General features: G+C 51.7%; 18 protein-coding genes. 16 read left to right on the forward strand and 2 right to left on the reverse strand.

Features of this window, described 5'->3' with window-relative positions; all coding sequences use genetic code 11:
• Positions 1–100 precede the first annotated feature (100 nt).
• A complete protein-coding gene (locus tag EKN00_RS02690) occupies positions 101–1,156 on the forward strand; it encodes an LCP family protein (protein ID WP_127848607.1) in 1,056 nt (351 codons plus the stop codon).
• A 408-nt stretch (positions 1,157–1,564) separates the two neighbouring features.
• On the opposite strand, the gene EKN00_RS11030 is transcribed toward EKN00_RS02690, so the two are convergent.
• Positions 1,565–1,774, reverse strand: coding sequence for an RlpA-like double-psi beta-barrel domain-containing protein (locus EKN00_RS11030; protein WP_241559449.1), 210 nt, complete (start codon positions 1,772–1,774; stop codon positions 1,565–1,567).
• A gap of 1,035 nt (positions 1,775–2,809) precedes the next feature.
• On the opposite strand from EKN00_RS11030, the gene EKN00_RS02700 reads away from it, so the two are divergent.
• The 8 genes from EKN00_RS02700 (at position 2,810) to EKN00_RS02735 (ending at position 11,241) form a co-directional block, all read left to right on the forward strand.
• Positions 2,810–3,601, forward strand: a complete 792-nt coding sequence (locus EKN00_RS02700) for a glycosyltransferase family 2 protein (protein ID WP_127848609.1) — start codon at positions 2,810–2,812, stop codon at positions 3,599–3,601.
• Positions 3,602–3,690: 89 nt separating this feature from the next.
• On the forward strand, positions 3,691–4,449 hold the full coding sequence (locus EKN00_RS02705) for a DUF975 family protein (protein WP_127848610.1): 759 nt from the start codon (positions 3,691–3,693) through the stop codon (positions 4,447–4,449).
• Positions 4,450–4,485: 36 nt separating this feature from the next.
• The gene (locus tag EKN00_RS02710) at positions 4,486–5,334 is read left to right on the forward strand and encodes a DUF975 family protein (protein WP_127848611.1); all 849 of its coding nucleotides are present in this window, start codon (positions 4,486–4,488) and stop codon (positions 5,332–5,334) included.
• Between the two features lie 327 nt (positions 5,335–5,661).
• Positions 5,662–6,972 (forward strand): D-serine ammonia-lyase, encoded by a 1,311-nt coding sequence (locus EKN00_RS02715; RefSeq protein WP_421825370.1) that lies wholly within the window; start codon positions 5,662–5,664, stop codon positions 6,970–6,972.
• Between the two features lie 144 nt (positions 6,973–7,116).
• Positions 7,117–7,572 carry a DUF805 domain-containing protein gene (locus tag EKN00_RS02720; RefSeq protein ID WP_164847998.1) on the forward strand — a complete coding sequence of 152 codons (456 nt, stop codon included), beginning with the start codon at positions 7,117–7,119 and terminating at the stop codon, positions 7,570–7,572.
• Between the two features lie 407 nt (positions 7,573–7,979).
• Positions 7,980–8,750, forward strand: coding sequence for a metallophosphoesterase (locus tag EKN00_RS02725; protein ID WP_164847999.1), 771 nt, complete (start codon positions 7,980–7,982; stop codon positions 8,748–8,750).
• Between the two features lie 399 nt (positions 8,751–9,149).
• Positions 9,150–10,493 carry a hypothetical protein gene (locus EKN00_RS02730; protein ID WP_127848615.1) on the forward strand — a complete coding sequence of 448 codons (1,344 nt, stop codon included), beginning with the start codon at positions 9,150–9,152 and terminating at the stop codon, positions 10,491–10,493.
• 142 nt (positions 10,494–10,635) lie between these two features.
• A complete protein-coding gene (locus EKN00_RS02735) occupies positions 10,636–11,241 on the forward strand; it encodes a hypothetical protein (RefSeq protein WP_127848616.1) in 606 nt (201 codons plus the stop codon).
• A 246-nt stretch (positions 11,242–11,487) separates the two neighbouring features.
• On the opposite strand, the gene EKN00_RS02740 is transcribed toward EKN00_RS02735, so the two are convergent.
• Complete coding sequence (locus EKN00_RS02740) at positions 11,488–11,964, reverse strand: hypothetical protein (protein WP_127848617.1); 477 nt, start codon at positions 11,962–11,964, stop codon at positions 11,488–11,490.
• A 470-nt stretch (positions 11,965–12,434) separates the two neighbouring features.
• Between EKN00_RS02740 and EKN00_RS02745 the strand changes: the two genes are divergently transcribed.
• From EKN00_RS02745 to deoC, 7 genes are all read left to right on the forward strand, one after another.
• Positions 12,435–13,163 (forward strand): hypothetical protein, encoded by a 729-nt coding sequence (locus EKN00_RS02745; RefSeq protein WP_127848618.1) that lies wholly within the window; start codon positions 12,435–12,437, stop codon positions 13,161–13,163.
• A 436-nt stretch (positions 13,164–13,599) separates the two neighbouring features.
• Entirely contained in the window at positions 13,600–14,166 is a 567-nt protein-coding gene (locus tag EKN00_RS02750; RefSeq protein WP_127848619.1) for a hypothetical protein, read from the forward strand.
• Between the two features lie 50 nt (positions 14,167–14,216).
• Positions 14,217–14,597: a hypothetical protein gene (locus EKN00_RS02755; protein WP_127848620.1), complete on the forward strand. Its 381-nt coding sequence runs from the start codon at positions 14,217–14,219 to the stop codon at positions 14,595–14,597.
• Positions 14,598–14,645: 48 nt separating this feature from the next.
• Positions 14,646–14,933, forward strand: a complete 288-nt coding sequence (locus EKN00_RS02760; RefSeq protein ID WP_127848621.1) for a hypothetical protein — start codon at positions 14,646–14,648, stop codon at positions 14,931–14,933.
• A gap of 165 nt (positions 14,934–15,098) precedes the next feature.
• On the forward strand, positions 15,099–15,623 hold the full coding sequence (locus EKN00_RS02765) for a hypothetical protein (RefSeq protein ID WP_127848622.1): 525 nt from the start codon (positions 15,099–15,101) through the stop codon (positions 15,621–15,623).
• Between the two features lie 155 nt (positions 15,624–15,778).
• Positions 15,779–17,569, forward strand: a complete 1,791-nt coding sequence (locus EKN00_RS02770; RefSeq protein WP_127848623.1) for a helix-turn-helix domain-containing protein — start codon at positions 15,779–15,781, stop codon at positions 17,567–17,569.
• Between the two features lie 105 nt (positions 17,570–17,674).
• Positions 17,675–18,343, forward strand: a complete 669-nt coding sequence (gene deoC / locus EKN00_RS02775) for a deoxyribose-phosphate aldolase (protein WP_127848624.1) — start codon at positions 17,675–17,677, stop codon at positions 18,341–18,343.
• Positions 18,344–18,363 lie beyond the last annotated feature (20 nt).

Genomic DNA, 18,363 nt, shown 5'->3' on the forward strand with positions numbered 1-18,363 from the left:
GGTAGCATATTGCGAATATTTTATGAATTCGTAATCTAAATGTCCGATTTATTTGCTAAAATTTAATCCATAGGGATACCGAAAATTTGGAAGGTAAATAATGGACAATAAACATAAAAAAACGGAGCGCGTGGTCTCTGACCGTAAGTGGTTGGGATTTGTCTTTGCGGCAGTCGTCACGCTGCTCTTCGTGGTGGGAGCGTACGGTTTTCGGATGTATGCCGATGCGCGCACCTCGGTGAATAATAGTTACGCCCAACTGAAGGGCAAATCTTCCGCCAGTAAAAAGGTTAAAGCCACCAAGCCATTGTCCTTACTCCTAATCGGGACGGACACGGGCTCGCTGGGCCGGACCAACAAGCTCGGGAACGCGGATACCATCATGGTCGTCACGATTAACCCGAAGACGGACACGACCACCATGGTTAGCATTCCGCGCGACACCTACGCACAGATTCAGGGCGGCAGTTACAAATACGCCAAGATTAATTCCTCGTTCTTGGTTGGCGGCAGTGATTGCACCGTGAAGACCGTGGAAAAGCTGATCGACGTCCCAATTGATTATTACGTCACCGTCAACATGGGCGGTCTGTCGCAGATTGTCGATGCGGTTGGCGGGGTCGATGTTGACGTGCCGTTCTCATGGAGTGACCCCGGACACGACGGGGGCACCTTCACCAAGGGCCCGGCACACCTGAACGGGAAACAGGCCCTGCAGTTTGCGCGGATGCGCTACAAGGATCCACAGGGTGATTACGGACGGCAACAGCGCCAGCAACAAGTCATCAGCGCGATTGTGAAGTCGCTCTTGTCGACGAAGAACCTGACCAATTACAAGTCGGTGCTGAACTCGCTGAATGGCAACCTGCTGATGAACCTGAAATTCAACGACCTGGTGGATATCGCGAACGGCTACAACAGCGCCATCAAGACCTTCAAGAAGACCCAAATGAAGGAAATCGGCGCGTTCGTTGGCGAGGCATCCTTCCAGATTCCGTCGACCGAGCAGCTGCAGTCCGTTAGTGACGAACTGCGCGGCCAGCTGGAATTGCCGAAGAAGACGCTGGATAACGGTAACGTGACCGAAAACAAACTGAACGAACAAAATGGCTTCGACTTCTCCTCCGAGATTAACCAGAAGTACCACACGTACTAGGGGTTAGCGGGGCAAGCAACGATATTACGCAAAAACGGCCGCACAGTTAATTCTGTGCGGCCGTTTTGCATGCATGTGGGTGTAATCCTACGCGAATTGCGTGAGGTCAATCACCTGGCCGAACCTAGCCGTCACCAAGTTCCTCAAACTAACCGATGAAGAACGCGACCTGAGTGAGTTATACCATTTCATTGAGACCCACGATGGCACAGATGACTGGCAGCGGGGTGCGATTTTTATTAATTAGAGTTGTCCGGGACGAGGCGATAGCGGTTGATGGAGCCACGTAAAACTGCCGTCATGGTTACGCAGCGGCAGCACTAAGCTGATTTAGCCACCCCGCAACACACAAAAACACCCAAGCGCGCATTGCCTGCGAACTTGGGTGCCTTGTGATTATTATGTTTCCTACAGAACCTGAACGGTCGCGGAGAGAACTCCGGCAGAAGGAATCTGGTTGTTTGGCATTGCAACGTCAAGCTGGTGGCTGTTGCTTGCGGCGAATGATCCGGTGTCGTTAACGGTCCGGTAAAGCACGGTGCCGTTAGACATGGAAATCTTCAGGCGTGTGCCCCGAGGGAAAACGCCGAGGTTAGCGGCAACACCGCTGTAACCCATGCTGGAGCCCATTGCTGCGGGATCGTAGAAGGTAATCTTGATGCCCGAGTAAGTGCGGCTGGAAGAGCTGGTGCTTGCAGTCTGGGTTGTGCTAGAACTGGAAGAAGTAGACTGCGATGCAGCAGCGGCCTGCGCGTTAGCCTTGGCAGTTGCCTTAGCCTTAGCAACAGCTTCAGCCTTGGCCTTAGCTTTTGCCTTAGCAGCAGCTTCGGCCTTCGCCTTGGCTTTTGCCTTTGCTTCAGCTTCCTGCTTGAGCAGGGTTGCTGCTTCGTGGATGTTGTTGGTGCCTGGGGTGATCTTGATTTCCTGCTTCTTTTCAAGCGTGGAACCACTCTCGGCTACCGTCTTGGTCAGGCGAATGTTGTTCTTCTTGGCTGTGTCCGTAAGGCTGTCGTCAGTCTTAGGTGCCTGAACGTGGTGGTTAGTGTCATTTGAATCGTCAATCGCGTGTGCTGGTGTGTTGGCCTGAAAAGCAATTGTTCCGGTGATAACCGTGAAGGCAACTGCAACTAGGCGCTTAAAGTTTGATAATGAGATAATTATTCACTCCTAAATTTGTATAAGCTAAACTTCTTGCTTCAACACCATGAAGTATATGCGTTCGGTGTGTCGGAACAATACCAGCCACTTTACAAAAAAATTGTTTTCCGTCATCTTGTAACTTTCATGTAATCATGACAACCTTGTTACAGAAAATGACGGAAGTAACCGTTTACGGTGGGTATGAGACCGTAAATCTGGTTAATTTTTGCCCAGATGCACCACTTTTTGGGCAAAAATGCCTAAATTTTGGGGAATGATTTGTGACTTTTTCAGGAAGCGGTGATGGTATTTTTTGAAAAATGTCATTTTATTGCTGATTTTGTAACACGAATTGCGGAATTGGGAGCCAAAATTGGCCGTTTTTCATGTCGATTCGGGTAGCCCACCCCTAGATTCGCCGTGCAGCGTGTCATTGCCGCGCGAACTTATTCAGACCATGGGCGGAGAAGCGGGGCGCCACTTATATGGTAGAATTAGGCCAGAGGTGAGAAGATGCAACCACTTGTGACCGTAATTGTGCCGGTTTACAACACAGCGGAGTATTTGACCCGGTGCCTGACCAGCCTGATTGATCAAACGTACCAGAATTTACAGATTATTACCGTCAACGATGCGTCCAGCGACGACTCAGCGTTAATTCTGCGGATGTTTGCCGAAGTTGATAGTCGGGTACGCGTGATTACGCACGCGCACAATCAGGGGGTGTCGGCCGCGCGCAACTCGGCGCTCGCCATCACGCGGGGCAAGTACACCGTGTTCGTTGACGGCGACGATTGGGTCGAACCGGATTACATTCACCGTTTCGTCACGATGATGGAGATGGGCAATTACGATTTGGTGGTTAATCCGTTCATTCTGGAAAAAAACGAGCCGAAAGACCCCACGGAGCGCCTGCTGCAGCGCCGCGAACTGACGCGCCAGCAGTTTTTGGACGGGGTGCGCAGTCCGGTCGGGCAGATTCGGGGTTATCTATGGAACAAAATCTTCCGGACGGATATCATCAAACAGCGCAATTTACACTTTGATCCCGAGATTTCAATGATGGAAGACGAACTATTCGTCGTTGAATACGCGGTGGCCGCCGACACCTTCCTGTATGGTGGTCAGGCCAATTATCACTACGTCGTGCGCGACGGCTCGGCGACAACGGGCGAATCGCCGGTGAAGCTGCTGCCCAAGCAGATATTATCGCTGCACCGCGTCAACCGGATTATTGCCAGCATCAGTAAGAACCGCGGTTTGCACATCAAGAATCGCGGCGACGCGGAATACGACGTCGACTGAGCGCTCTCAGGTAATGAATTAATAGTTAAAATGTGGTTAACTACTATGTATAGATAACAACATCGGCGCAATTATATTGGAGGAAATGAATGAACAACGAAGACTTCTATTACATGAGTCGCCCGGAACTGAAGGCCGTGGCTAAGGACCGGCTGCACAAAAAAGGGGTGTGGTCGAAGTTTGCCCTCGTCAGCCTGATTCCGTTTGCCGTTCTGGCCTTTATCGGCTTTTCGACTTACCTTGCTCCGGCGGCCGGCATTGATTTTTCCTCGATGGACCCCACCCAGCTAATGGATTATTACCGGAGCGAGGTCGTGGATTCATCGCGCCAGGCGGTCCTCACTAACCTGATTGAAATCTTCTTTGTGACCGGGATGTCGTTTAGCGCGCTGGATTTGGTGCGCAATCGCGACCACAAAATCACGCTGAGCAGTGTGGCCTTTCGTTGTTTCAACAGCCGCTACTTCTGGTCGGTGCTGGGGGTTGATATTTTGGTCTACGTTGCGACCTCGCTTGGTTACGCGCTGCTGATTATCCCTGGTATCCTGCTGAGTTACGGCCTGAGTCAGGCTTACTTTGTGCTGTACGACGCGCGGGAGCACGGGGACAAGCGCGACTTGTTTGCCGTGCTGGCGGAATCGTACCGGATGATGCGCGGTCACAAGTTTGACTTCTTCGTGCTGGAGCTGAGCTTCATCGGCTGGCTCATGCTCGTGCTTATCACGGCCGGCCTCGCGTACTTCTGGGTTGGCCCGTACATGACCTTCACGGAAGCGGCATTCTACGAGCAGGTGCGGGTGCGTTACAATCGCGACCAAAAGCTGCGCGGCGATGACGGTGCACTGTAAAGCTGAATTGATCAAAGACAAAAGGAGGGCAGGATAATGCACAAGAAAAAGCGGCAGAGCGTCGGCGACTTCGACGATACGCTCAAAACGCGCGGTGAGCTCAAGCACATCGCGCACGCACGCCTGCGCGAGCCGAAGATCTACTGGCGTCTTGTGCTGCTTGGCCTGCTCCCGATTGTCGTTGAGGTAATCTTCGTTGCCATGTCGTTTGTCGCCGGGGTGACCAAGGGCATTAGCCTGCACCACCTGGACCAGGTGTTCAATCTGAGCCAGGAGTTCAACGACGGGCTGGGCTGGACCTTGCTGTCGGGGATGGTCAGCGGAATTTTTGGCCAAATCCTGCTGTACGTGTCACTCATGGTGGTCCGCAAACACAACTTCAAGCTGGAAGTCGGCGCCGCGGTGGTACAGCACCTGAGTTGGCGGTACGTGCTCACGTACATGATTGTGAACACGCTCGAGGGCATCTTGATGACGGTGGCGGGCATTACTGCGGTCATCCTGGGCGTTATTGCCGTCGCGGCGTTCCACGACATGCTCTCGCTGTCCATCTTCGCGGGGATTGTCGCCGCAATCTTGGGGGTGCTGCTGCCGGTGTACATCAGCCTTGGCTGGTCGCAGGTGCCGTACCTGATTAAAGAGGCGATTGAGGCCGATGATAACCAGAAGCTGCTGAAGGTGCTGGGTGATTCGTGGCGCATGATGCGCGGGTTCAAGTTTGATTTGTTAATCACTTACCTGTCCATGTTCTGGTGGTATTTGCTGGTGATTTGCACGCTCGGTCTTGCCTGGATTTTCTTCCAGCCGTATTACCGGCTCGTGCTGGCGGGCTTCCACGAGAACGTGCGGCGCTTTGATCGGCAATTGCAGGCCGTCTCATTCTAAGGAACACGCGCAAGGCCGACAGCTGGCTTTGCGCGTGTTTTTTCGTACAAATTAAGGTTAATGGGTAAGACGGTTAATTTTCGGAGATGGATGTAAGTTTTAGTGCCAAAAAAGGTAGCGTCCCCGCATGATTTGTTTTATTATAAACGAGGATTAATTGAGGGATGCACCGCAGCACTGCAAAAACTGCTCGGGCGCACGTCTCGATTAGCAATACTAGAGTTCCCCGCCAGACAAGTGGTGGCCGCGCATTCGCGACCGTCGCTTGTTTTTTTTAGGACAGCGCCTCTGCCCGGGCGTGGGGACACAAATCAAGGAGGAAGCATGATGGATGTTGCAGAATTAGCTGCAAAATATCCAGTGGTTAAGGATTTAGCCGCGGAAAAGGAAACACTGTGGATTAACCCTGATTACGGTAAGGATGCCGACTTGGAACTGAGTCGCGCCGATTTGTTTGACGCCTCCGCGCGCTTCGAACGGTTCGCACCATACATGGCGGTTGCGTTCCCCGAAACGGCCGCAATGAACGGGATTCTGGAATCCCCACTGCGCCGGCTGACGGCAATGCAGGCGGACGTGACGAAGCGCGAAGGTTACGATTTGCCCGGCGACTTGTACCTCAAGGCCGACAACGAACTGCCAATTAGTGGGTCCATTAAGTCCCGCGGTGGCATTTACGAAGTGCTCAAGATTGCCGAACAGGTAGCTATTGACCACAAGATGTTGGTTTACGGCGACAACTACGCCAAGCTGAACGAACCTGAATTCAAGCACTTGTTCAGCCAGTACGGGATTGCCGTGGGTTCGACCGGGAACTTGGGTCTGTCCATCGGGATTGTCGCCGCCAAGCTCGGATTCAACACCACCGTGCACATGTCCATGGACGCAAAGCAGTGGAAGAAGGACACGTTGCGCTCAGTTGGTGTGAACGTGGTCGAATACGATGGCAGCTTCACCAAGGCCATCACCACCGGCCGGGAACTAGCAGCCAAGGACCCATCCGTTTTCTTCATTGATGATGAAGGCAGCAAGGACCTCTTTTTAGGTTACGGCGTTGCGGCCATCCGCCTGCAAAAGCAGCTGCGGGACCAAAACATTCCGGTTGATGAGGATCACCCACTGTTTGTTTACCTACCAGCCGGTGTCGGCGGCTCTCCTGGTGGCACGACGTTCGGCCTGAAGCAAATTCTGGGCGCCAACGTCCACGCCATCTTCGCGGAACCAACCCACGTGCCATCCGTTGTGCTGGGGATGGCGACCGGCATGAACGAAGGTATCTCCGTTTACGACATCGGCCTTGACGGGCTGACCGAAGCTGACGGTCTCGCCGTTGGTCGGCCATCCCGGCTTGCCGGCCGCGTGATGAAGACGCTGCTCATGGGGATTGCGACCTTCAACGATGATCGGGTGATGGAATACACCGCTGAGATGATGGACACCGAGGACATCAAGCTCGAACCATCCGCCACCGCGGGCTTTGCGGCAATGGCCGAAAGTCAGAAGTACCTGAGCGAGCACTTCAACATGCAAAACGCGACCCACATCGTCTGGGCCACGGGTGGCATGCTCGTGCCAGAATACGAACACGAACGTAACTACAAGATTGGTGAAGCACTGCTGAAGCAAGACAACAAATAAGCACACACGTTAATGAACCGACCGCCTCGGGGTGATCGGTTTTTTGTTGTCCAGATGGCGGATAAATGGGACTTAAGTCGCAAGCGTAGTTGGTGCTGGCGCCGGATAATGAGGGTGTTAAATAACGATTTGGAGGTCATAATAATGAACGCACAACATGTTGGGTTGTTTGGCGCGCTCGGTTCTTATTTGCACAAGTTTGGCAACTTCACCGGTCGCAGCAGTCGCAGTGAGTACTGGTGGATGATAATTTGGGATGTCTTCTTTGTTCTCGCTTTGGGGTTCGTCGAGAATCTGACGCACACCAACATTGAACATGATCAGCTGTTTGCCACGCTGACGTCGGGGAGCATCCTGGCGATTCTGTTCGAGGTGATTTACATCGCGTACGAGTTTGGTAACTTTAGCCTGACGGTCCGCCGGTTCCGCGACGCGGGGGTGAACGCCTACCTGTCCATCCTCACGCTGCTTCCGCTTAGCCATTTTCTCTGGTACTCAGAGTTGAACTTTGGCTACTACGCGAATGCGGCGGTGAGCGTCGTGGTGGTGGCGGTGTCCTTCTACATGCTGTACGTCGCGTTGAAGCCAAGCAAAGAGTAATCGCTGAATCACGCATTGACCCGCGGTGGGTGAGGGTGACCCGCCGCGGGTTTTTACGTGCTTTTTTTGTCGGTGTCGGCTAATTGGGCCGAGACAAAACGGAAAAGTGGCGCGAGTGCGAATTTGGGACAGGTAATATTTTGAAAATATGCGCAGAAAAGCAGTGAAAACGGTCCGTGATTCCGGGTGAAAGTCACTCTTTGGTGGATTTGCAGGTGATTTTCATTCCAAAAAATATGTCCTGTCCCAAATTCGCAGCAGCGGCACTTTTCCGTTTAGTCTCGGCGCTTTTGCCAAGTTACTGGCTGTTTAGCGATTGTTTTCCTATAATGAAGGCAAAGTTGACGGGCGCGCCGCTGTGTGGGTGGCAGCGGAGCGCATTTTTCAAGGTGAAAGGATCTGGGTCCATGGCGCAACAGATATACGCAATGAGTGATATTCACGGGTATTTAGACGCGTTCGATGCGGCGCTGGCCAAGGTGCCGCTAACGCAAAGCGACGTGATGCTCCTAATTATGGGTGATCTGATTGATGGTGGGCCGCAAAGCTGCCAGGTGCTGACACGCGTTAAGGCGTTGTGCGCGGAGTATCCGGAAAAGGTGCACTTCCTGATTGGCAACCACGACGTCATGTTCCTGGACCTGCTGGCATCGGGTGACCGCGACTGGCTGGCGCACGACCAGAAGCTGATTACGACGCAGAGCTTCTTGGATGAGGCGGAGTGGCGTCAGCTGGTGGCAGATTTGCGGACGCAGCCGTGGCGGATTGTGGAGCTCATTCAGGCGGCGATTATTGGCGCACAGCCGGAGCTAATTCGCTGGCTAGACAACCAGCGCGGCCAGCTGTTTTACGAGACTGCGACGCAGATTTTCGTGCACGCCGGTGTTGACGAGAGCATGGGCGATTACTGGCGCGGGGGCACGGACCGCGAAACCTTTTACTGGAAGTACCCGGCGACCACCGGTAAGTTCGGCAAGATGATTATCGCCGGGCACGTCGGTAGCGCGGAGGTCGCACATGATACTGCTTACCTTGGCCACATCTACTGGGATGGTGCCAGCCACATCTTCATCGACGGCACCGTCAAGCAAAGCGGGGTGGTGCCCGTCCTGCACTACGATGGCGTGACGGGTAGGTATGGCGAAGTGGGGGACAAGGGAGAAGAGGAACTGAGGTAATGCGATTTACCAGGAATGAAGTTGCTTGTTATTAGCCCCTGCGTGGTTATCCATCATCTTTTTTGTATTTGAACAAATAAAGCGTTGACAATGTTATGCCTTCAGGGGTTTAATTAAACCAGAATCACCAACAACTTAAGAAAATAATCGGCCGATTGTTCGAAATAAGTGTTATCTAATTAGGATTGCGAATGTGCAACACTTGATTAATAACCTGATTTTCGTAAATTCTAGCGTTTATACGCCGGAAGCAATCGACCGTTTTTTTGCGCTCGAATTACGATGATCGGATGTATTGGGTGATTCGAGAATTGTTTGCTGTTAGGCTGCGAGTCGGTGAACGTGTAATAACGGCATTCGACGATAATTAAGGCCCAGCATAGCGGAGAAGGTACGTTTATGTCAGCACAATATTTTGCCGATAATAGCCAGCGGGGAATGTTCACGATCCTGCCGCTGAAGTACGACGAGAAGAAGAATCCCAATGATTTTACGGAAAAAAGTTTCGGCTTGCCGCTCGCATTGGCAAAGAAGCAACCACAGTTTCAATCAGCAGATTTTATCCAGCTGATGAACCACAAGTGCGCGGTAGACGGCAGATTTGTGCGGCGGTGGGTGCTTGACCTGCCCAAGGATGTAATCAAGTTAGAGAATGCGGAGCAACCAGTTGCGTTCCATTTTACCGATTTTCAGGTCTTTATCTTCAACAACGGGATTGCCTTCCTCACCGCTTACCTCGAGTATGCGAATGTGGACGCGCGTGAAGTTTACGATTTTTTCCAGCCAGGGTACACGGTGGAAGAAGGGGCAAAGCTGCGCAGGAGTTTCATTGAGCAGGTTCAGGACAAAATCCTTGACCACATCGCGCCGAAGTTGGAGTGGTTCACCGATGATTATCTAAGTGGAAATAACGAAAACAGTGCGGGCGGCCCTCAAGACGCTGAGACTTCAAGTGACGTGTACTTGTCCGACTTGATTACAAAGGATGCTTACCGGATGAACGTCGCTTTTTCAAGGGCGCGATTCAATTCGCCTGAGGAGTTGGAGCAACCCACCTACAATCTGCATCGCATGGTGGACTTGCGGCTACCATTCAGCGATTCATCTGAACACGACGTCAGGTATGTGACTGGAGCTAAGGATGTTGACGATAAGCGTTACGGCTGGGGATGTGCAATCACGTCGCAGGAATTGTCCTACGTTTACGCAAAGAAGAAGGATGGCCCATCGCTTCCAGTGCGCGCGAACGATGACTTGTTGCTGCTAATGCTGGTGATGTATCAAAAATACGAAAGCATGAGCATCAACGAAAAAATCCACGCGCGTTACATGAAAGCCGACGCGCGCAGACCAGCCAGTGTTAGCCGGCTCAAACAAGAAGCATTGAACTTAATTGCCTATGAAACCCTGGCACCGTCCCAGATTTCGCGCTGGAATAATGTCTGCGAAATCTACCGTGAATTACTTGATTTGACGGGTGTCGATGAAACCATCGCGGAAGTCAAAGACAAGGTCAGCATGTTGACGGAGGAGCAAGATCGCAGCGATGCGGCGCGGGACAACGCCATCAGTATGGTGATTACCGTTTTCGGGTTAGTTTCCATTATCTCTGCGATTTTGCAGACGGTGGACTACCTGGACAGCCGGTCACCAATCATGTGGGTCAGCTTTATTGGCTCGCTGGTGGTGGTGCTGGTGTTTGGGATTTACTTGGGCATGAGATGGACACATAAGAGAGGCTAAGTGGAATTGGTTATGGTTCTACTGTGAAATGTAGTGAATGGTATTTCAGGATAAGTCGTCTAACGTTCCAACAAATAACGATATTTACGTTGCTACAAAGATTAAATAATCAACAATAGTAGCTAATTAGGAGAATGAACATATGACAAGTGAAAAGACACTATCAACAAATCGACAATTTTTCGATTTCTTTGCAGACAAAAACGAGCACGCATTGTCAGATGGGTACTACACGTACAAAAAACCAACAAAACAGACGAGTGGTTACGTAACACTTTATGATGAATTTGTTAGCGGCGAGTTTAATGGTGATAAGGACAACCAGTGTCTATACCAGTGTCTTAAGGCATGGGAAGAGAATAAGCTTCCTAAAAACGGGATTCAGATTTGGGGCAAACTACATCCAAACACCGATGAGGACAGCCTTCCAGGTAAAATAATTCATGATTTGTCCGAGCTGAACTTTTTGAATGATTTCAAGCAAGTGGATAATCTCAACATTCTTAATCCTGATAAAAATCCTGGTGGGCCATCAAATCAAAAATGGCACCTTTTCGTGGGTGTTTTTGCATATATGCTTGTCTGTGGAGTGACTAAGAAAAATGATGATGAAACGTGGTATATCAACGACTGTAAATCATATTTTGATAAAGCTTATAAAAAAACAAGCAGCAAGCATCTGAATCTTTGGTTGATTGAAAACCATAATGGCGCTAAACTCCCTGATGTGTCCGTCAAGATAGTTTAGGCTGATTTAGATTGGGTGACTGCAAGCATCTAATCGTCACAACAATTGAACGGCAATAATCACAAATATGCCAGCATGACAGACTTCGCTGTAACGTGAAGAGCGGCATGCCGGCTTTTTTTGCGGTATGGTATGAAATCTATAGCTGTTTTTGTTTTGTCTCAGCAAAATGATAAGCCTGTTTGCATATGACTACAGCAAAGAGCCGGCATTCAGAACTAATGCTATCTTATTGAACACCACGAATTATGCATCAAACTTGAACTTCTCCTTCAGCGGAATAAACCGATTAAAGATCTCCGTCCCCTTAGCCTCGTACCCATCCAGCAGCAGGTCAACTTCCTGCGGTGAGTAGGTGTAATTGCTCTTGTTGCTGAGATTAACAATCAGCCGGGCATCCAAAAAGACGGCTTCCATACGCTTGGTGGCAAGTTCGCGGAACAAGGCGTGTTTTTTGTCGTCGGTTGCGGGCTCGGTGTTTTCAAACGCAAAGCTAGTTGGGAGCTCGTTCCATAGCGTCATTGGCGAATCGAAATAGGCGCGAATTGCCAGCCCTTGCTTGTGATATTTCCGGAATAGTTCCTGAATATCGGCAAGGGTGGCTTCGTAGCGTGAATTGTAGGCTAGGTTGGCCAGCTTATTCATGTCCAGATACAGTTGGCTCATGCGTTTTTCGGCCAACCGGCGGAATTTCTCGTTGCGCGTTTCGGTATGTATCTCCATAATTGTGCTCCCCGTGGATTTTGGCTTCATTTTAACTTGCGGTTTGGGCCAGGTCAAAGCACTGTGGTTATTTGCGGCGTAAAAGCCTCGTTATTTACGCACTGATAAGTATATAATACCAGTTTTAAAGAAATGAACACAAAATGTACGGGAGGAAGGTTGCGCCACCGCTCAACGTGGTGTATTCTTTGAACCACAAACGGGAGGCGAGCGGATGGTCGGGCGATGCCTTCAGTTGTTTTGATGGTTAGCTAGATGCCTGTAAAAAGGTAAACAATAAGATGTTAACGACGACACGGGACCGCACGGCGGCTTTGACCGTTAAGTACGAGGACGAGTACGTACGCTTCTTCATTAATGCAGAATGCAGGGCTGCACGGCTGTCCTGCTTGGTGCGTGGGGAACGTTGCGGTGTTTGATGCAGATACGTGGACGATGATTGAAGCGTTTGAAGATAAGGGGGAGTCACGATGATATATGCCATTGCTGATTTGCTTTTTGGCTCACCGGGGTGGCATGAGGAGGAAGATGCGGCCAAGATTGAAAATTGGCGCGAAGTTGTGCGACCTGAGGATGAGGTCTATATCCTAGGCGATTTTTCAACAGCCGATGGTGAAGCGACGCAGAAAATTTTGAGCCAGCTACCCGGGCGTAAAATCTTGGTGCGCGGGGAGCAAGATAAGTTTCTGGATGACCCCAAATTTGATCAATCGGTCTTTGAACGGGTTTGTGAGATTACTAGCTTTGAGGCAGAATCCAGGGACTACAAGGTGTGTCATTACCCATTAGTGGACTATGACAAAATTAGTCGCGGTCAGCGTCTGTTGTACGGTCACGTTAGGGATGAACAGCGGGAATTTTTCGCCGGCCTGTTGACCCCGAACGCGGTAAACGTGTCCGCCAGTACAATCAACAACACGCCCATCAGCATTGCCCAGATTGAAGAACAAATCAAAGCGCAATGGCGGGACAGAGTAACATATGTGGCAAGTACCGCCAATCAATATCAGGCAATCGTGCCAGAAAGTTTTTGTGAACCTGAGACAGTGCGTGGCTTAGATCAAGAAGCCTGCGAATGGCTGATTGTTAAGCTTGTGGCAGCAATGATGCGCGGATCGTTTATTGGGTACTCCGACAATGATCTGTACTCTGTGCCTGTATGGCTAATCGACGAGGCACGCAAAGATGCGGAAGGATAACCGCAATTACAAATCACCCCACTCACATTTATTTGTGAGCGGGGTGATTTTTTGTTCAGTGGCGGTTAGGTAGCACTACTAGGTGCGGGCGGCATCAATCTATCTGCCCCCGACTTAGTCATTAATTGAACTGCTGCGCGTGCGCAGATTGGGTATTCACTGTTCGACAATCTATATTATTGAGCAATGGCTCACGATCGAAGACCAAATTCCCCAATTCGTCCCCCAAATAATATAAAGTGGCGAAATTGAGTAGAAAGGCGGTAATTGCCTATAATCCTGATATTATGGGGCTCAGGGTCTTATTATGGATGAAGCTCAGTCAGGCAGCAATCGCATTAAGCCGAAAAATATCATACAAAAGTGTTTTATTTCCCCCGTAAAGGTGTATTATAGTAGTCGTCAAGTCACCAGGTCAACCAATCAGGAGGTCTCAATGAAACATTATTCGCGAATGGAGCTAGTTGCACCGAAGTTGAGCAAAGACGATATCGACATCATCGGCCAGCGGTACATGCCACAGATTGAGAAGTTCCGGCAGCAGCGCCGATTTGCCGACGTTGACCGGTTTGAAGGCATCATGATGGATGAAGTTAACGACACGAATCAGGCCTTGGCGGATGACCAGACGCAATCATTTCTCGCCGAAAAGTTAGGAAAGGGCCGGGCAATCGTCGTGGTCAAAGTAAACGGGAATCGAGTTGGGGAACTCGCTGCGTTTGTGCTGGTCGCAGCGGCGAAAACGGCGGCGGGGAAAAATACATCACCAAGCGGGCCGGCCGGGGATGAACAAACTGAGTTGCGTGTCAGCCTGAGGAACCAGTTAAGCACGGTCAGTGTTGAAGCTGGCCTCAAGATGATTAGCAAGTTGATACGGGAATGGCCCGGTGAGTGCTACTTTTCCAATCAACGCGTTGACCACTACACGGATCAGCCGCGTGATGCATGGAAGCGAATTGGGGGGGGACTTGAACGCTATTTCGTTAAGAACTGGCCTAACTGAATTCTGACACGCTGTCGCTCTGTAACGCACAATATAAAGGAGACTGTCTAATGTCAATTATTAAGCACGCAATGCTATTCAATTATTTTCAGCAAGCCGGTCAAGGCAACGAGGCATATCGCGATGAACTTGAACACAGCGATGACATGATTCAGACAATTACACACTTGGCCAACCAGGAACAGGTTACCGTGCCATACCTGATGCCCCTGACGCTGATTGGCGACAATGTGTCAGCAACGCTTGCGACCGCCCTAGATGTCGAAGAAGAGGACGTTACGTTTTATCCCTTTGTCGTTGCTGAGCCAAGGTCGTTCAGTCGGCGGCGCTTGAACATTCACGTGTTTGCGTTGATGGCTGACAACAGAATGTTCTGCCACAGTTTTGATCCAGTCTTCGAGCTGCGTGTGCAAAATCATGCTGGTGAGTGACAAGCGTGGCAGGCGATTGTCGGCCGGTTTGTGATCGTCAAGGTGGACGTGACGGATGGACACACTGCCATCGCGGATTTGACCCAAGCCGACTTGGCCAAGTTTCGCAGCATTTGCCAAATCCGTTATAGCGGCACGTTGAACGTCGACTTTTACGGCAACCCAAGTATCTTTGATTCGATTGCGGGTTTTGGCGTATGCCGCAATATTAATCGCGGGACGCTAGCCATCGAGTTTGACCCACAAGGTAACGCTGAGGCTCCATTTGCAGAGCGGTGTGCAGATTGGCAGAAGTTCGAGGAACGTTATCAGCCCAACAACTTGGATGTTCGGTAGGTGCGGGGCATCAGCGTTCACCCAGGCAATGAGGGCGCCGGACTGAGCAGCCCGGCACGCATGTGTAATTGAGCGGACAGTTGGTAGTGTTGCGTCAGGAAAGCCCCAGCTGGTGAAATAATTCCCCCTTGTATGCTAAAATGATAGCGAAAACAGGAGGCTATCATGGACTTTTTTAACGCGCGTATCTCTTATGCCACCGCCCAATTGTTGCAGGCGATGATGGATGTGTATCAAGAAGAACGGGGAATTTCAATCACCAAAGCGGGCGCGATTGCACTAGCATATAAGGATGCCAAGTGGGTGCCAATGGATGCCTGGGACAAGATTCGGGACTATGAACCAGCGGACGTTCCGGAAGCGGACATCAAACCGGCTGCGCTCAAGCTCAAGATACCACTGGAAAAACCCGTTGAAGATGCTTTGCTGCAATTAAAAGCTGAACTGCCAACGCGACTTGGCGCCTCGTACGTCAAGATGGGCGTCATTATTTCCTATATCCTTAAGGCGGCATACATTAAGCACTTTGATGAAGATGCCAAGCGGCGGATTGCGCCCGCAAACGGCCAGTCACCAACAGACATCGCCTTTGCCAAGTGCCAGGCAGAGTTGCAGGCGTTGTTCGGTATTGATCAGGCGCCGTACATCAACGCCAGTCTAAATCGGCTGCGCAAAACGATTGGGGTTTAACCGGGCAACAGCGGTATTTGCTTGCGCTGTTAACGGCTACGGACAGGAATGGTGGGGCAAATCAATCAGTTCTGGCGCTGCGTGTCTGGAATTGTTTCTATTTAAGTTACCCACAAATTAAATTGCGGATTTCGCATTCAGCAGAGGACAAACACATGGATATAGACAGCCGACAGCTTGCACTTGGCGATTATTTTCATCAATACCGGGCCAGCTTTGGCATCTCGCTGCGTAAAGCGGCGGGTGACGTTGTGTCTGCCGGGCAACTGTCGCGGTTTGAGCGGGGCAACAGTAAATTCAGCACGGACACAACCCTCAAATTAATGCACCGGCTCGGCATGATGGTCAACGACTTCGTGAACCTGGACGAAAACAATCCGTACGCGTTTCCCGTGTTCAACGGGCTGATGTGGTCGAGTGACTTCGAAAAAATCAATGACCGAATTACGGCGTACCGGAAGGCCCACGTTGATGATCCGGTGACGCCACTGAAAGACGTGATGGCGGTCCTCTTTGCCTGCGCACGCGAACCGATTACGAGCACGCTGCGGCTGGACATCACCCAGGAATACGCGTTGAGCGACTTTTTGGCGTACCCGCGTTATTGGCACACGGCCGAGGTGGGGATGATTATTCATGCGTCGCTGTTTAGTAGCACCGAGTTCCGCCAGCAGTGCTGGGCGCGGCTGCCGGAGTTCGATGCAAGTGGCGAGTACCTCAACGAGCGGCTCATGGTGCGCCTCTCCCTTTTGATTGGCGCAATTAAGTTCGGTGAGTGGGCGACGTTTACTGCACACCTGCCCGAGATTCTTGCGCAGATGGAAGACGACGAAAAGCTCGAGGCGTTCGGCGCCAAGAAGACCATCGCCATATTGCTCAAGCTGATTGGCCAGTGGCACGCGGCGGGCATGCCGGCAGACTACCCGCCAATTACGGCGCTGCTTCAGGCGGTTGCGGCTGTGGGTGGCAAAAAAGAGGTGCCGTACCTGAAGTCGATCTGGCAAATGGCGCAGCAGCCCGCGCCGGCGACGCACCACAGTCTGCAGGACGTTCGCGAAAAGCTGACGGTTAAACCAGAAACTGATAATCAGCCGTTTAGCGGCATCAAAATGGCCATGTTACGCGAACGGCGGCATTTGGCCCAGAACCAGGTTAACTTGGCGTGGTCGGCGTCCGCCCAGAACCGGTTTGAAAATGGTCAAACCCAGCTGAGGCTGGCGCACATGGATGTGTTAAAGGACTTTCTCCTCAGTGGCTGGGTTGACCTGATTAACACCAACTACAATTTTCACGTGAACCTGTTTGCCCATTACCGGGAAAAAATCACCCAGGAATACTACGCCGGGACGCTGACTGGCGAGACGGCCCAGGCACTCGTGGATCAGTATTACCAAGACAGCACGGACTTGGCGGAACCGGTGCGGCAGGTGCAGAAACTCGAGCTATTGCAGTACGCCTACACGGGCATCGATGATCCGATGCCGGATGACATTCGCGCGGAGGTGCGGCGTGCGCTGGAGCAAATGCCTGGCTGGAACGGGGATTACATTTCCCTGTTTAGCGACGGGGCGATGTGGCTGCCGGCCGCCGAATCGTATAAGATGTGGCGGTCAGTCTACGGGTTAACCCGCGACGAGCGGATTCACGTCAGCAACCCCACCGCCGCCGATCTCAGCGTGGCGCTCAGCATTGCGCGGGAACACGACGTTAAGCTGGCTCAGGCAATGCTGGATGACATGCCATCAGTTAGGAAGCGCAGCGGTGCGGCCTGGCTGAACATGTGGTCCATCAACCTGTTTCTGGCCGCAAAGGTTTGCGCTTGGACCATCAATGCACCGAAGCCAGAAGAAGTGGATCGTTACCTGGACCAGATGAAACTGGTTGGCTACGGGCGTGAGGCGGAGGCGGCCCGCGGGTATTTGGCAGAATTAGGGATGCAAGTTTAACCAGGCTAGGGTGCACGGTGTGACCACTTTTTGGTCGTGTCGCGCACCCTATTTGTCATGGTATAATGATAACGGTTACAAATTTTTGAAACGGGAGGCTCCATCATGACCAAACCACTAGCGAAATATATCGACCACACGCTGCTTAAGCCCGATGCAACGGCTGCAGAAATTGACAAGTTGCTTGACGAGGCCCGCGAATACGACTTCGCCTCCGTGTGCGTGAATCCGTATTGGGTTCCGCGGGCCAAGGACGCCCTTGCAGGTACGGATGTGAATGTCTGCACCGTCATCGGGTTCCCGCTCGGCGCGAACACAACGGCGATTAAGGTGGCGGAAGCAAAGGCGGCCATTGATGCTGGAGCCAAGGAATGCGACATGGTCATTAACATTGGCGCGTTAAAGTCCGGCGACAACAAGGCCGTGCAAGCAGACATTGCAGCGGTTGCGGCAGCCTGCCACGACAAGGGCGCAGTGCTGAAGGTCATCATCGAGTGCGTGCTGCTGACGGACGCGGAGAAGGTCACCGCGTGTGAACTTAGTGAAGCAGCGGTTGCGGATTTCGTTAAGACCAGCACTGGGTTTGCGGGCGGCGGTGCGACCGTGCACGACGTTGCCCTTATGCACAAGACCGTGGGTGACCGCCTGCAGGTCAAGGCGGCCGGCGGGATTCACTCTTACGCCGAGGCCAAGGCGCTCATCGATGCTGGGGCCGACCGGCTGGGCGCCAGCGCGGGTGTGCAAATCATCAGCGAGGCCGAAACCCAGAAGTAACGTGAATTTGGCAACTACGT

Origin of the sequence: Lacticaseibacillus hulanensis (assembly GCF_004010095.1) — a bacterium.
Taxonomy (GTDB): domain Bacteria; phylum Bacillota; class Bacilli; order Lactobacillales; family Lactobacillaceae; genus Lacticaseibacillus; species Lacticaseibacillus hulanensis.

Bases quoted from the DNA above. Each gene is read 5' to 3' on its own strand.
- EKN00_RS02690 (WP_127848607.1), top strand. From the start codon at position 101: ATGGACAATAAACATAAAAAAACGGAGCGCGTGGTCTCTGACCGTAAG.
- EKN00_RS11030 (WP_241559449.1), bottom strand. From the start codon at position 1,774: ATGGGTTACAGCGGTGTTGCCGCTAACCTCGGCGTTTTCCCTCGGGGC.
- EKN00_RS02700 (WP_127848609.1), top strand. From the start codon at position 2,810: ATGCAACCACTTGTGACCGTAATTGTGCCGGTTTACAACACAGCGGAG.
- EKN00_RS02705 (WP_127848610.1), top strand. From the start codon at position 3,691: ATGAACAACGAAGACTTCTATTACATGAGTCGCCCGGAACTGAAGGCC.
- EKN00_RS02710 (WP_127848611.1), top strand. From the start codon at position 4,486: ATGCACAAGAAAAAGCGGCAGAGCGTCGGCGACTTCGACGATACGCTC.
- EKN00_RS02715 (WP_421825370.1), top strand. From the start codon at position 5,662: ATGGATGTTGCAGAATTAGCTGCAAAATATCCAGTGGTTAAGGATTTA.
- EKN00_RS02720 (WP_164847998.1), top strand. From the start codon at position 7,117: ATGAACGCACAACATGTTGGGTTGTTTGGCGCGCTCGGTTCTTATTTG.
- EKN00_RS02725 (WP_164847999.1), top strand. From the start codon at position 7,980: ATGGCGCAACAGATATACGCAATGAGTGATATTCACGGGTATTTAGAC.
- EKN00_RS02730 (WP_127848615.1), top strand. From the start codon at position 9,150: ATGTCAGCACAATATTTTGCCGATAATAGCCAGCGGGGAATGTTCACG.
- EKN00_RS02735 (WP_127848616.1), top strand. From the start codon at position 10,636: ATGACAAGTGAAAAGACACTATCAACAAATCGACAATTTTTCGATTTC.
- EKN00_RS02740 (WP_127848617.1), bottom strand. From the start codon at position 11,964: ATGGAGATACATACCGAAACGCGCAACGAGAAATTCCGCCGGTTGGCC.
- EKN00_RS02745 (WP_127848618.1), top strand. From the start codon at position 12,435: ATGATATATGCCATTGCTGATTTGCTTTTTGGCTCACCGGGGTGGCAT.
- EKN00_RS02750 (WP_127848619.1), top strand. From the start codon at position 13,600: ATGAAACATTATTCGCGAATGGAGCTAGTTGCACCGAAGTTGAGCAAA.
- EKN00_RS02755 (WP_127848620.1), top strand. From the start codon at position 14,217: ATGTCAATTATTAAGCACGCAATGCTATTCAATTATTTTCAGCAAGCC.
- EKN00_RS02765 (WP_127848622.1), top strand. From the start codon at position 15,099: ATGGACTTTTTTAACGCGCGTATCTCTTATGCCACCGCCCAATTGTTG.
- EKN00_RS02770 (WP_127848623.1), top strand. From the start codon at position 15,779: ATGGATATAGACAGCCGACAGCTTGCACTTGGCGATTATTTTCATCAA.
- deoC (WP_127848624.1), top strand. From the start codon at position 17,675: ATGACCAAACCACTAGCGAAATATATCGACCACACGCTGCTTAAGCCC.